The sequence below is a fragment of the Sporosarcina sp. P13 genome (assembly GCF_002743055.1).
Taxonomy (GTDB): Bacteria; Bacillota; Bacilli; order Bacillales_A; family Planococcaceae; genus Sporosarcina.
In genome coordinates, this window is record NZ_PDYM01000025.1 from 1 (window position 1) to 14,239 (window position 14,239).

Here is a 14,239-nt window from a genome sequence, read left to right on the forward strand (position 1 = left end):
TAGAAAAATATATCCATTACTATAATACGAAACGGATAAAGGCAAAATTAAAAATGAGTCCGGTCCAATACCGAACTCATTTTGAGCAAGTTGCCTGATGAAATAATCGTGTCTAACTTTAAGGGGTCACTTCAAACGCGTCCACCCAGAGCGCAAATCCCCCTGCACTATCCTACCCTTTAAACTGCACCGAATTTTGTCAAATACTTTAAATTGATTGACAACTCCGCAGTTGCATGTGATAATTTCTACATGTTTGATAGGGATTTTCTGCATTCTTTTCATAAACAACTAGAGAACTCAGCATGGTGACTGGATTCAGCTTAGCGCTAGATAGACAATTGTTTGTAAAAGACCCGTCCCTCAGTGGATTGGTCTTTTTTATACTAGAGGAGGACGTGTGGATGGGCGTATTCGCAAATGAACAACTATACAATGCATATCGTTTTTTAGAGACTGAAGATATCATACAATATGTAAAAAACTTAGACCTCTTTCTTGAGTCGGAGGAAATTGAAGTCATCGAAGTAAGCGACGGCAAGATAAATCACGTCTATCGCTTACGAAGTGGTGAGAAAACCGTAATTTTTAAACAAGCAGTTCCCTACGCAAGAGTCGTCGGTGAATCGATGCCCCTTCCACTAGATCGTGTGCGGATTGAAGCGCAAGTGATGGAGCAGTATGCAAAAATTATTCCAGGGTGCGTTCCTGAAGTTATACATTTAGACGAAGTAATGGCTGTGGTCGTTATGGAGGATATGTTGCCACTTGAAGTCGGTCGCACAGCACTTATTAACGGCAGTGAATCGGCTAGTTTTGCGGCAGACGTCGGTGAAATGAGTGCCAAGACACTATTTTACACGTCGGACTTTTATTTGGAATCGCCAGTGAAAAAGAAATTGCAGGCGTCGCTCGCGAATCCTGACATGAGACAGTTAACGGAGGAATTAGTGTTTGATTGGCCGTATAGCAATCATGAAACGAATGTATTTGAAGAAGGTATGCGCAGTGAGGTGAAATTCCTGAGCCAAGATCAGCGTTTATTGCTTGAAGTAGCGCAGCTGAAACATACATTCATGACGAAATCGGACGCTCTCATTCATGGAGATTTACATAGTGGTGCCATTTTCGTTGGAGAGGATCGTACGGTCATTTTCGATACGGAATTTGCATTATTCGGCCCATTCGGTTTCGATCTCGGACAGTTCATTGCAAACCTATTCCTAAATGGGCTAGCCTTCCCAGCATACAAGGAAAAACGTTTTGAGCAAGCGAAAGAAACTTGGTATGCATTTGCGGAAACGTTCGCGCACCTTTGGCAGACCAAATCGAATGAACGCTACACGAAAGTGGACGGCTTCCATACCATTATTATGGAAGAAATCTTCGCTGATCTTATCGGCTATACGGGTTGTGAATTAGTGAGACGCGCCATCAGTATCGCGCAAATTCCTGATATGAATATCGAACAAGATGAAGGCTTGCGCATGGCGGCTAGAAAGAACGTCTTGGAACTTGGTAAGTATTTAATTATGGAACGCAAAAATATTCAATCATTGGAACAACTGAGTCACTGGTTCCAAGCAACTAAATAAACACTAGAGGAGGCAGTTTAATGGGCATTACAGCGACATATTTATTTCCCACACATCCTGATCAAGAAAAAATTGCAGAGCAACATGCGCTTGGGTTGACGATTGGTTCATGGACCGACATTCCCCATTTGGAGCAGGAGCAATTAAAGCATCATAAAGGTGAAGTAGTATCCGTTGTTAAAGGGGAAAAGAAGGACACGGTGACGATTTTTTACCCGTCTGCAAACGTCTCTGCTGATCTACCTGCAATATTCACAACGGTTTACGGTAAATTATCGTTTTTCGAAGGCTATGAACTGATCGATCTACAGTTTGACGATCAATTGCTCGCACAATTCCCTGGACCGCGTTTTGGTGTCAAAGGAATACGCGAACAATTAGGTGTTTATGATCGCCCGCTATTAAAAGCAATTTTCAAAGGAGTTATGGGACGTGACCTGTCCTTCTTCTCCGCTCAACTACAAGATTTACTTGCTGGCGGGATCGATTTAATTAAAGACGATGAAATTCTTTTTGAAAATGAATTAACTCCTTTTTATAAACGCGTAACGACAGCAAAAGATATCATCAATAATCACTATGAACAGACAGGCGCACGTGCACTGTACGCGGTAAACTTATCCGGCAGATCACATGAGTTGCATGAGAAAGCAGAGCGCGCATCAGAATTAGGCGCGAGTGCGTTATTATTCAACGTGCACGCTTACGGACTAGATACACTTCAATCCCTACGCGAAAATAACAACATCGGCTTACCGATTCTAGCGCACTCTGCCTTATCAGGTGTACTAGCAGGTCAAGCAGGCGGTGGGTTCTCCTATCCCCTACTCGTTGGCAAATTAACGCGACTCGTCGGTGGTGACCTTTCATTATTCCCAAGCCCTTATGGCAATGTGGCAATTTCAAGGGAAGATGCGCTAGGTATTAATGAAAAGTTAGTAGAAAACAATGGCTTTGAACAAACTTTCGCAGTACCTTCTGCAGGTATTCATCCGGGTATGGTACCACAGTTGCTTGAAGACTTCGGCGATAACTTAGTCATCAATGCAGGCGGCGGGATTTTCGGACATCCGGACGGTCCAACACCTGGCGCACAAGCTTTCCGTGCCGCAATCGAAGCAAGTGTCAATAAAATTTCTTTGCCTGAAGCAGCAAAAACATCCCTTCCTTTGCAACATGCATTAGACCAATGGGGCGTCGTTCAAGCAAAGTAAGATGGAGGCCTGACAATGAGTAATGTAGTTGTATTTTGTGATTTTGATGGCACAATTACGAAAAAAGATAATATTATTAGCATTATGAACCAATTCGCATTGCCTGGTTGGGAGGAGCTTAAAGACGATATTTTAAGTCAAAAAATCTCCATTCAACAAGGCGTACGTCAACTGTTTTCATTAGTACCAAGTAATTTGAAAGAAGAAATCATCTCATTCGTATTGCAAGATGCCGAAATTCGTGAAGGATTTAGTGACTTCGTGCAATTTACAAGAGAGCAGAACATTCCACTTTATATTGTTAGTGGCGGTATCGATTTCTTCGTTCATCCAGTATTAGATCCATATGGTCCATTCGATCATATTTATTGTAACGAGGCTACTTTTGACGAAGAACGTATCACGATTCATTATCCGCATGCGTGTGATGAATCGTGTACAAACCAAGGTTGCGGTTGCTGTAAACCATCTATTATGCGTAAACTTTCAGACGAACAGCAGACACGCATCGTCATTGGGGATTCCGTGACAGACTTTGAAGCAGCTAAACTCGCGGATGTCGTCATTGCAAGAGACTTCTTAGCTGAAACTTGCGAGAAACTAGACATCCCCTACAAACGTTTTGAGACATTTACCGATTGCATTAACATTGTAAAAACACAATTATAATTAGATAGGAGCGAACAACTAGATGGCTACAATTACAATTCAAGGAACAAACGAAGTGATTGAAGGACAAGAGCAAGTAGCTGATTTCCTTACACAACAAGAAGTCATTTACGAACATTGGGCAATCGATCAATTACCAGCACATCTACAAGAGAAGTTTGATTTAACGGATTCTGAAAAAGAAGAAATTCTTCAATCTTTCAAAAAAGAGATTGATGCGATTTCCGAACGTCGTGGCTATCAGGCAGCAGACGTCATTTCATTGTCGAGTGATACACCAAACATCGAAGAAATGTTGAAGAACTTCGAGCGTGAACATCATCATACAGACGATGAAGTTCGTTTTATCGTCAGTGGACACGGGGACTTTGTCATTCAAGGAAAAGACGAGCGCTTTTTTGAAGTACATTTAGATCCAGGTGATTTAATTTCCGTGCCAGAAAATGTGCGCCATTACTTCACTTTGGCAGCCGATCGCCAAGTAGTAGCTGTACGAATTTTCGTGACACCTGAAGGATGGGTCGCTGTTTATTGATTGAGGAACAGACGTCTTGAAAGTTAATTTATTAACTTTTAAGGCGTTTTTTTAATTTATTTGATATAGCTTGTTTTGGAGGCTCTTTCTATGAGCGCGGGGACACACTCTATGAGCGCGGGGACACACTCTATGAGCGCGAAGACACTCTCTATGAGCGCGAAGACTCACTCTATGAGCGCGAGAACACTTTCTATGAGCGCGGGGACTCTCCCTATGAGCGCGGGAACACCTATCCCCATAAGCGCAACAACTCTCCCATCAAATCTCCACACAATATACACAAACACTACCCCATCTTCATTCCTCTTTATAGAATATTCCCGCCATACATAGTATAATCTCACAGTAGAATGAACTAAAAATAACGTATTGATGAAACACTACAAAATTGGAGATTAATTATGAGAAAATGTCTTTCATGTCAGGAAATGAATTCTGAGAAACAAGAGCTTTGTACGAATTGCGGAACATCACTATCGTTACGCCGTGCACATACGAAAAAATCATTCATTCAAAAAACGCCACTTTATCAAATTGTATTAGCAATCGTGTTAGTTGTGGCGGCATTTGGATATATTGTTATGCAAAGTGAATATGGTAAAGAGGCGGTGGCTGAACAATTCGTTACGGCACTCATTGAACAAGATACTTCTACATTACATGAGCTGATTGTGCCGAAAGATAGCCGCATCACAATAGATAAAGACAGCTTACAAGCACTTCTAACTCTTATCGAGAAAAATCCCTCACTTGTTCAGACGATCGAAAATTCCTTAAAGGAACAGAGTGATGGCATGTTCACGATGAGGGCCTTTGGAAAACGACTCGGCTTGTTTCCTCGCTACACTATTAACCCAACAGGCTATATAGTCGAAGTCGAGTCGCCAGGAAATGAGACCGTTCTCTCTACTGCTAATTCTGAAATTGGGTATATTAAAAATGAAGGCGAAGTTGCCGAGTTCGGACCATTTTTAGCAGGAATCTATTCAATCAAAATGACGACAATGATTCATGAGGAGACTGTTTCAGAAGAAATACAAGCCAATGTATTTGGTACCGACCAAACAATCAATCTTACTTTTGCTTCTATTAATGAAATTGCGCAAACGACCAAAAATCTTCACATACAAGAAACTGCTGTGATAAATAAAGTCGTTGCTGAAAAGGAAATAGAGAAAGATCCTACAACTACTATCTATAATGATTACTTCATTCTCCCTAAAAGCGCGGATATGTATTTGAAAGCCTCCGATCTAAAAGGCCTGTCAAAAAGCGACTTGCGACTTGCACGTAACGAAATCTACGCACGCTACGGCTATGTGTTCAAATCAAAAGAATTACAATCCTATTTTGGTTCACAAACGTGGTATTCACCGAACGAATCTTATAATGGCTCGTTGACTGAATGGGAAAAGTACAATGTGGATCTCATTCAATCAAAAGAATAAACAAAGAGACGTCGCAGAAAGTACACCTGCTCTTGCGACGTCTCTCTTCTATTACTCCACATCCTTCAGCAGCTTGAGCTTCGAAGCCGCCTCATGATTCACCCAGTCAATTTCCGTTTTCTTAGAAAGTTCCTCTAAAATAGCAATAGCTTCCACGCGCCTATTTAGCTTTAACAACGCACTGCTTTCCTGCAAACGAATTGCTTCACGATACGGAGATTCCATGTAATCGTCGCTCTCTTCTGTCTGAAACTGTTCTACTGTACGAAGTGCTTGCTCGTAAGCATCTTCCTTCATATAGCTTGCAGTCAGAAAATAGGCAGCATCGTCTGAAAAATACTCACTTTCTAATGAACGTACTGCTTGTTCAAAAGATTTAATCGCCCTTGAATAATTCCCATTACGATAGTCTTTCAATCCATCTTCATAATGCCCTTCAGCAACTTCAGACGAGACAAACAATGTTTTCTCATCATCAGCTAATTCTTGCGGTCGCGCTTGTTCAACAGTAGCTAATTTAGTGTCCTCGGGTTCTGCAATAACCACGCTTGCCACTTCAGCCGGCGGATCAGGTGATGAATCCACTGCCTCTTTGTCACTTAACAACAAATACCCTGACAAGCCGAGCGTACTAATAATCGCAGCACACATAGCCACAATTCGCATATTCGGCTTGCGCTGTTTTACCGATAACTCTTGCTCCTCAATTAGGCTTGGCGATGTTTTTGCCGAATGCACACGCTTAATCACACGATCCTCCATCGCATGGATCGGTAAGTCCAATATAAAGCGTGCCAATAAATCTGGGCGGTGGTGCGCAAGTAATAGCGTGTTCATTCGATATACTTCAAGTGATATAGGTAAATCTGCGACCCTATGTAACGCGTCATTCAAGATGTAAAGCGCGTTTTCAGAATCCCCTTTACGAATTTCAGCATACGCTGCATTATATTCGCCAATCAAAAACGTATACGAAGACCAGTTCCTTTCAATCTCTTTCTCTAACAACTCCGCTTGCGCTCGCAAATCGCCTTGAATCTCCTCTAGATAGTGACGCGCGATATGTAAACGACCGACTTTAGTTTCAAGCAATGCCTTCTGCCAAAGTATCTGCTGCCGGTTGCCACTGACGGCCTCAAGGGAATCTAAAGTGGCAAGCGCTTTCAAATATTGTTTCTGTCTAATGTGTCGTTGGGTCTGCTTGACGAGCTCCTCTATTTGAATAGTCGAGTTCATGATGCAACCACCTCTTCATCTCTATGCATCGCCATAAAATCCCCCTTACGAAACCGTCTTTACTAAAGCATCTTGAATAACTTTCCCCGTTCCTTCAAACGAAAATGCTCTTCGGTACACGAACCCCACTTGGTACGTCTGTAAACCTTCCGCAGCCTCTTCAATAGGAATCGTCCCCAACAACTCCATAAACTCCTCGTCCACATATTGGCCGTAGACATCCACTTCATGAATCCCCATCTCGCGCAACAGTGCTAGCGCATGAGAAACGACCGATTGTACTTGTCGAAGCGTTTCGGCGTCACTTTCCTCAAGCGTCATACGTAACTGATCCACTAAATTAAACATCTCAACCGCTCGTTTGGCCATATCTACTTGTCCTACTGCACCATCCATTTTCAACCGCGTGATTTCTTCTTTTACTGAGGTTGCTATCAAATCGGATTCAAGTAGCTCTTCAAGCGTCTCAATACGCGTATGAGCAACCAACTCTGTTTGTGTAAGTTCCTGTACTTCAGATGTTTCAACAACATCACTCGTGAATTCTTCCAATGAAATGGTTTCCAACTTCATTAATTCTCTATCCAGAAGTCTATGCAACCCTCTTGGTTTATTACTATTCGGACTCTCTACGTTACTCATCAAATCCCTCGTTTCATGAAGCGTTTTTCGCTCTATTTTGTCATGCGTCCGTAGCCTATCCACGTTCGACACGTTTCGATAATTTTCCAATTATTCGGTTTATTATACTGATAAGATAGCATTAATTAAGGTAGAAGACAACATAGCTAGGAAAATTATTAGTAGAGCGAAGGAGCTTCAAGAAAAAAGCCCTCCAATCGTTATTCACGATCAGAAGACTGTTCTCTACTATTTTCTATCAGGTACGCTATCTATAAACGATCTGTGTATCAAATGGTGTTGCGTTTAACCGAAAGGCATAACCGATTTCCAGTTGTTTTGAAGTAAGGTCTGCAATATTTTCAGAAGTTGCATTCGGACGAAATCCACCTTTCGGCAACAAACCATTGTTCTTATTGACTATATTTCGATACGCATGGATTACATGGAATCAAATAATTCTTGAGCGTACATAATCTGCATCATTAAATGCTTCTTGTCCAGAAGTTCATGATCTTCTAATGCTTCACAATTAGCTAACGCATCACTTATATCTTCCTGTGTTACGCCTGCACGCAAACGATCCTTTTCTTTGTACTTATCGTAATCTGCAACGAGCAACTTGCTCACGAGGTTACGGACATGTTGATAGGAATCGAGTGTAGATTGTAGTCTATCGTTCACCGTGTCGATCATCGCTGAAATACTCTCAAACGACTGCAATTCTTCTTTATTAGTAATCAATTCCGTTTTATAAGTCTCCATGCTAACCGTGTCCGTTTTCGCTTGATGATTAAACCATTTAATCATACTTACAAAATGCCAAGTAAAATGTAGATTGTTGTCTGCGGCTGCATCATGCAACATGAAAATAGGCGTACCCCATCGATCCCCAGTCCCGCTCCAACCTTCCATTGTTGAATAGTCGGATGAAAAGAATAGTAGTAAGTTTTCTTTTGGGTTGTTGGGCTGACTCAGTTTTAGATTCAACGTTTTCAAACCGTCTTCCATTTCCCATTTAATATTTGAGAAGTCTGTAAACTTTTCTACTTTTTTATCACTATATAAATAAATGAATTGTATTTCGTCTGCAATACTCTTTTCACCTACATGGAAAGTTGTTTTGATTTGCAAATATCCGTCGTCCGTCACTCTCCATCTAATTGGTTGTTGAAAGAAAATATCGAGAGAAATGGCATCAACTATTTTGCTGCTCTCATCCACCTGATATACATGCACCTCATAGCCATCCCAAGCGATGAACTCCTCTTCAGCAGTATACACAACAGCATTTGTCGGTACCTTTTCACCTGTGTCTGTAAGATTTTTCGTACGTTTTTTAACGAGTTCATACATCACACGGTGAGAACCTTGATTTTTCAGGTTGAGCTTCACATAACCAAATCGATCCATCACACGCAAAAGACTAGCTTCAAAATAGTCCACTTTATCTGTGACGCCACCAATTTGCGCTTGACTATTTTTATAATTTGATACGATATCTTTAACATCCATATCCGTAGCAACAAGTACTTTACCTACTAACAAATGATGCCCGATCCACACAGTAAGTTTTCCATTCCGCGCATCCAGGTTTTTAACTCTCCCTGACATCTCCAATATAATTTCATTCTTCGTATTTGTCATGACATTTTCAAAATTCCCATGTCCTACTATCGTCACTTCGTTAGTTGAATCTATGATGACATCTTTGATAGTAGCGTTCAATTCTACACGTGTCGCACCTTTGCCAATACGAACTTTAGGCAAAACCACATTTTCATCTGTAGAAACAAAAGCATTTTCTTGTAAAATCAATTCTGTCATCGTCGTACCGCCTATAGTCGTAAAATTAGTATCTTTTCGTGCAATTACAATAACTGCTATTGTTGAATCGTTAAACATCACCGTGAATCGCGGCTTAAGATTTTCATCTTCAGTATGACTAGAACGAGTAAGTGCAGTATTACTTTCTTCCTTCACATAAGTAGTTCCGGTAATAATCATATGGTGCGCCGTAAAATTATTTTTCACTTGAGACGTAATTATGAAATCACCTTTTATATGTACGTTTTTAACGGTATAGTGACCTCCAGCTAACACCATACTTCCATCGATCTCTGCATTTTTCCCATCAAAGATAATGGGTTGATCCTCAGATCCCGCTGTATGATTCAAAGTCAGCGCAGTTAGCTTGGTAGCTTTATTACCCTCCACTTTAAATTCAATAATTGCCCCTTGTAATGCCGTTTTATTTTCTTCTGAAAAAATACTTGCCATAGATGGATCAACCATATATGTCGTCCCGTCTATTGTCACACTTGTCTTATCATACTTCTCAACTATTCCTGTTACGTTTCGTAGTTGATCGCTATCCCTATCTTATATTGATCACTCAATTTTCGATTTAGGTCTACACCGTACAAGCGACTTTCATCGCATACGGCGTGCCATCAGTAGTAGTTCACAATGCTTATTTCCCCAGTAAATAGTATAGCCCATGCGATGAAGTACATGCCATACTCTATTCCTTACATTTCATATCAATCCGGGATAATACAGCTCATCTACAGAAACCGAATACTCCTCATGAATATCCTCAAACAACGTATCTGTGATCAATTGTCTCAACACACCACTAAAATAGCCCGCCACATTCCGAATGTTCTTCGTCTTCGTAGCCATCACACTAATTCTTGCTGCACGATACGCCAATTCCTCAAATAACTCTTCTTTCCCTTGATGAATATCAAAACGTAACATCCGACCAGACAATGAACGATGAATCGCAAATAGATCCCTTGCTTTTGAAGTATCTCCCGTTAACGCAAGTAGATTTTTCATCTTAGAAAATAACGTTGTGGATAACTTTTCATCTGCAAGATGAGACGTCTTTGGTCCTTGCTTAGTGTTTGTAGATTTAAAGAAAGAAGCTTCCTTCTGAGAAACTACTTCAGAAACCGCGTCACGACAAGGCTCATTCTCCTTCTTCGGGCTGTCCATTTCCCCCTGGTCATGCACAGGCAAAATGACATAAATGTTCGCACCCAATCCATTTAAGACAGGTCGCACAAAATGAATTCGCTCGATAATTTTTAACTTCGCTAATTTACGCAACGCACGTCGGATCGTCGAATTCGATAAGCCAAGCTTCTTCTCCATCGTCTCATGCTTCAAATGTGCTGCTAAATACTTTACGGAATAGCAACGAATCATCTCCAGCACCGCACGATCCGTTTTATTCATCGCATTATAGTGAATGTCCGAATGCTTGCGTGCAGCCGCATCTAATTGTTCTTTGTTTGCAAACTTCGCGTAAGTGGATAGATAATATGTCATAAGAAAAACCCCTTTTTCCCTCTATATAGAGAGCTGGGGTCGAAAAGTGGACAGGTGTTTTTAAATAAGTATATTTATTTTAGGCGAATGTTTTATATAATCTATAAAATTAAAAGCCCTTCACTCCATATTTTGGAATGAAAGACTTATCATGTTGTACTCAGACTCGCGTCGTGTACAAATACCTTTTCTTATTTTATAATACTTCGAGTTATTTTTTCTCTTGTAATTTAGTATCGGCATCTACCATTCTCACAAAAGAAAAAGCAGTGATTATAATAATAAAACAGACAGGTATTGCGAAAACGAGTGATGCGGTTTGTAATGTTTGAAGAGGACTTCCTAGTAAAATAAAACCAATTGGAATAAGTGCTAATCCAAAAGCCCAAACTAGTCGAAGCCATCTGATGGGTTCGTTATTCTTATCCAATCTAGTTTGCGAGTTTGCTGCAAGTATATAGGACGCCGAGTCATATGAGGTTGCCATAAAGACCACACAGAGGACAACAAGCGCTAATATAATCACCTCAGCCATCGGTAGATTCGCTAAAATAGCAATTATAGTTTGTGGTCCACCGACCTCCTCTAACGTTGCTACAACATCCATTTTCCCACTGAGTTGAAGATCTAATCCATAGTTACCTAAAACGGTAAAAAATACTGCACAACCAGCAGAGCCATAGAATAAAGCCCCTATAACCATTTGCCTGATTGTTCGTCCTTTTGAAATACGTGCAATAAACATGCCTAGGAATGGTGCATAAGCCGCCCACCACGCCCAGTAAAACACGGTCCAAGACTGCGGAAATTTAGATTGTCCTGCTGGATCGAGCCATGTACTCATTCTAAAGAAATTCGTGACTACAACGCCCAACGCAGTCGTTCCCATTTCAAAAATAAAGAGCGTATTTCCTACTAAGAAAACAAATACGATGACGACTATGGCTAAAATGATATTAAGTTCACTCAGCACCTTGATACCTTTCTTCAAGCCTGAATAGGCACTTATACCAAAGAGTGCTGTTACTAAAAGTAAGACTGTCACTTCAAGTGCTGGAGTAATTTCCAGACCGAAAACTCGTGACAAGCCAGCAGTTACCAATGGAGAACCTAGCCCTAAGCTCGTGGCTACACCGCCCACAAGTCCAAAGATAAATGCTATGTCGATTATTTTACCTAGAATTCCATCGGTCTTTGATCCGAGCACACCACGACATGCCTCGCTCAATTTAAGCACGTTCCCTTTTTTCACGAATAAAATGTAACCGATTGCACAACTTACTACAGAATAAATTGCCCAAGCCATTGGGCCCCAGTGGAACATACCATAAGCGGCCGCCATTTCAGCAGCTTGCCATGATCCTTCTTCTACACCTAGGGGAGGAGCCTGATAATAATAGACCCATTCGATTACTCCCCAATAGACAACTCCTGCACCTACTCCGGCAGAAAAAAGCATACCCGCCCAAGAGAATTTACCAAACTCCGGTTTTTCTCCCCGATCCCCTAATAGGACTTTGCCGTACTTACTGAAAGAAACCCAGATACAAAAACCAAAACAAAATAACCCAAACCAAATATAAAACGATCCTAAATTTGTAATAATAAATTCGTTGATGGAGTTGATAATCTCTGCGCTTTTAGTAGGGAAAATGATAATCGGTAATGACAAAGCTAGTAAACCGATAAAAGCACCAAAAAGTACAACTTTATCTAATGTAATTTTACCCTCAAATTCTTTGTTCGACATAGTATGTCCCCCCCTTTGTCACTACTCTTGTAACGCAAGCAATTCAGTTATTACATTTTGTAAATTGGTGATTAGTTGATCCATTGTCTCAATTTCATCAGTAAAAGCCGTCATAATCATAAATGATTGCTCAGCTACCATATAATAAATACCAAATCCATTGCTTACAACGGGTGGAAAATAGATATATTTAATATCTGGATGTCCGAAAGACGTTGTAGATAATCGGTTATTCGCTATTTCTTTAAAGGCAGTTGTATCAAATAAACTTGGTTGTTCAGCAATTCCCATTGACTCTCCAAAATCTTTATAAACAGATTCGAGCACATAAAGATATCGGTTTACTCCTTCTCCTGACTGGCATAGTTTCACCCGTCTATGGTGCTCATCTAATGCCTTCTTCATCAAATCTTGTAACTCTTTCTTTGACTTCACCTTTTTTACAAACTCATGGGCAAAATGAACACTTTCTTTTGAAACAGGTCGGTTAGATTCAGTTCGCCCTCTAAAGTATTTGCGGACATCCACTGAAATGTACGTGTTGTGTATTTGTTGGTACGTTACATATTGAGCTACTTGTAATGCGAGATGAAAGAATCCGTCCCCAGAAAGAATGCCCTTCTCTTTCAAAATAGATCTGGAAAGTTGATTGAAATCAACATACCGCGCTTCAAAACTATCCATACATTGATCAAATTCTTCTTTGAAATGTAAAAGTGACTGTTTCTCCTCATTTGAAATATCAAAAAGTAAACGCTCAATCCTAGGTGCTTGATTGGAGTGACCAAAGGAAATAGTTGCTTCGTCAATCGTCTGTTTCAGTAGCTCAATAAAATAGATTTCTGTCCCACCATCTACAAAAGCATGATCTATTACAAATGAAAATTGCCCGTTTTTCGAGCAAGAAAATTGTAAGCCCTTTCCATGCCAACGATTGACATGTTCACGGTTGTAACAAGCCTGATGAAGTTGTTCAAGTGCAGTATCACTAACTGCATCATCGTAATTCATCACCATAATGGCATCTTTAATTTTTTGATAAGATTGTTGATTTTCTTCATTTAGCAAAATCGTTGAAAGAACATTCGCGGCTTGATCCCTGTCTACCCCTATCGTTACATAGTTTACATTCGGTATAAGTGGCTCGGGTGTACACGATAGGATTTCATCGATACTTTGAAGGATTTGGCCATATGAAACGACCTGTCCATTTTCAATGACACGCATATGATAGAAATGGTTACGATAGGAAAAGACGATATGTTCGGACTTACTGGAGTTGATATAATACTGATCTATGCCTACTTTGATATCATTGATTGCGGCCAATAAACCATGGAATTGATCTGATGAATAACGCTTATTATTCATCCAATACTCTCCCGTACCCTTATTCGTAAACTCATTGTAGATTGTTGCTGTAGAGTGAATTAGAACAGCCATTCTTTCGGTTACTGAAAGTGTCGCTAGCTTATCATTATGATAGATAATAGGCACATTTGTATGGGGGGAAAGTGGTTCTCTAATTAAGAGATGCATTTTTACCCAGTAATTATAAATCCAACTATCATTTTCTGTACTGCCAAGTTCCTGAATTTTCTTATCCAATTTACGGAAGTCTTTAGTCGTTATAAATTCATCAACAGCTATTTTTGCTTCATCTAATTCTACTGCGGAAACCAGTGGCTCCACCCATTCTAGAAACCGATTCAATGTATCTTCTAACGAAGGTATTGGATACGTTGGCAACTGGCTATTATTAATAATAGGGATAGTATAATTAATTAATTTGGACATAATTTTGGCTCTCTCCTATTGAATAGTAATAA

General features: G+C 40.3%; 12 protein-coding genes. 6 read left to right on the forward strand and 6 right to left on the reverse strand.

Going from position 1 to position 14,239, the window contains the following annotated elements; all coding sequences use genetic code 11:
- The 6 genes from CSV79_RS11405 to CSV79_RS11430 form a co-directional block, all read left to right on the forward strand.
- The coding region (locus tag CSV79_RS11405) for an IS3 family transposase (protein WP_143560566.1) at window positions 1-98 on the forward strand (98 nt) is incomplete at its 5' end.
- Window positions 99-404: 306 nt separating this feature from the next.
- Window positions 405-1,595, forward strand: coding sequence for an S-methyl-5-thioribose kinase (gene mtnK, locus CSV79_RS11410; protein WP_158232523.1), 1,191 nt, complete (start codon window positions 405-407; stop codon window positions 1,593-1,595).
- Window positions 1,596-1,615: 20 nt separating this feature from the next.
- The gene (locus CSV79_RS11415; protein ID WP_099689183.1) at window positions 1,616-2,809 is read left to right on the forward strand and encodes a 2,3-diketo-5-methylthiopentyl-1-phosphate enolase; all 1,194 of its coding nucleotides are present in this window, start codon (window positions 1,616-1,618) and stop codon (window positions 2,807-2,809) included.
- A 15-nt stretch (window positions 2,810-2,824) separates the two neighbouring features.
- Window positions 2,825-3,478: a 2-hydroxy-3-keto-5-methylthiopentenyl-1-phosphate phosphatase gene (locus CSV79_RS11420; RefSeq protein WP_099689184.1), complete on the forward strand. Its 654-nt coding sequence runs from the start codon at window positions 2,825-2,827 to the stop codon at window positions 3,476-3,478.
- A gap of 22 nt (window positions 3,479-3,500) precedes the next feature.
- Window positions 3,501-4,013: a 1,2-dihydroxy-3-keto-5-methylthiopentene dioxygenase gene (locus CSV79_RS11425; protein WP_099689185.1), complete on the forward strand. Its 513-nt coding sequence runs from the start codon at window positions 3,501-3,503 to the stop codon at window positions 4,011-4,013.
- 404 nt (window positions 4,014-4,417) lie between these two features.
- Window positions 4,418-5,464 (forward strand): YARHG domain-containing protein, encoded by a 1,047-nt coding sequence (locus CSV79_RS11430; protein WP_099689186.1) that lies wholly within the window; start codon window positions 4,418-4,420, stop codon window positions 5,462-5,464.
- A 51-nt stretch (window positions 5,465-5,515) separates the two neighbouring features.
- Here the strand turns inward: CSV79_RS11430 and CSV79_RS11435 are convergent, their stop codons facing one another.
- The 6 genes from CSV79_RS11435 to CSV79_RS11460 all read right to left on the reverse strand — a co-directional run bounded on the left by CSV79_RS11435 (window position 5,516) and on the right by CSV79_RS11460 (window position 14,207).
- Window positions 5,516-6,700: a tetratricopeptide repeat protein gene (locus CSV79_RS11435; RefSeq protein WP_099689187.1), complete on the reverse strand. Its 1,185-nt coding sequence runs from the start codon at window positions 6,698-6,700 to the stop codon at window positions 5,516-5,518.
- A gap of 45 nt (window positions 6,701-6,745) precedes the next feature.
- Entirely contained in the window at window positions 6,746-7,342 is a 597-nt protein-coding gene (locus CSV79_RS11440) for a hypothetical protein (protein ID WP_143560567.1), read from the reverse strand.
- A 420-nt stretch (window positions 7,343-7,762) separates the two neighbouring features.
- On the reverse strand, window positions 7,763-9,616 hold the full coding sequence (locus tag CSV79_RS11445; RefSeq protein WP_099689189.1) for a hypothetical protein: 1,854 nt from the start codon (window positions 9,614-9,616) through the stop codon (window positions 7,763-7,765).
- A gap of 243 nt (window positions 9,617-9,859) precedes the next feature.
- Complete coding sequence (locus CSV79_RS11450) at window positions 9,860-10,660, reverse strand: hypothetical protein (RefSeq protein WP_099689190.1); 801 nt, start codon at window positions 10,658-10,660, stop codon at window positions 9,860-9,862.
- A 211-nt stretch (window positions 10,661-10,871) separates the two neighbouring features.
- Window positions 10,872-12,410 (reverse strand): BCCT family transporter, encoded by a 1,539-nt coding sequence (locus CSV79_RS11455; protein WP_099689191.1) that lies wholly within the window; start codon window positions 12,408-12,410, stop codon window positions 10,872-10,874.
- A gap of 21 nt (window positions 12,411-12,431) precedes the next feature.
- Window positions 12,432-14,207 carry a choline/carnitine O-acyltransferase gene (locus CSV79_RS11460; RefSeq protein ID WP_099689192.1) on the reverse strand — a complete coding sequence of 592 codons (1,776 nt, stop codon included), beginning with the start codon at window positions 14,205-14,207 and terminating at the stop codon, window positions 12,432-12,434.
- Between the last annotated feature and the right edge of the window lie 32 nt (window positions 14,208-14,239).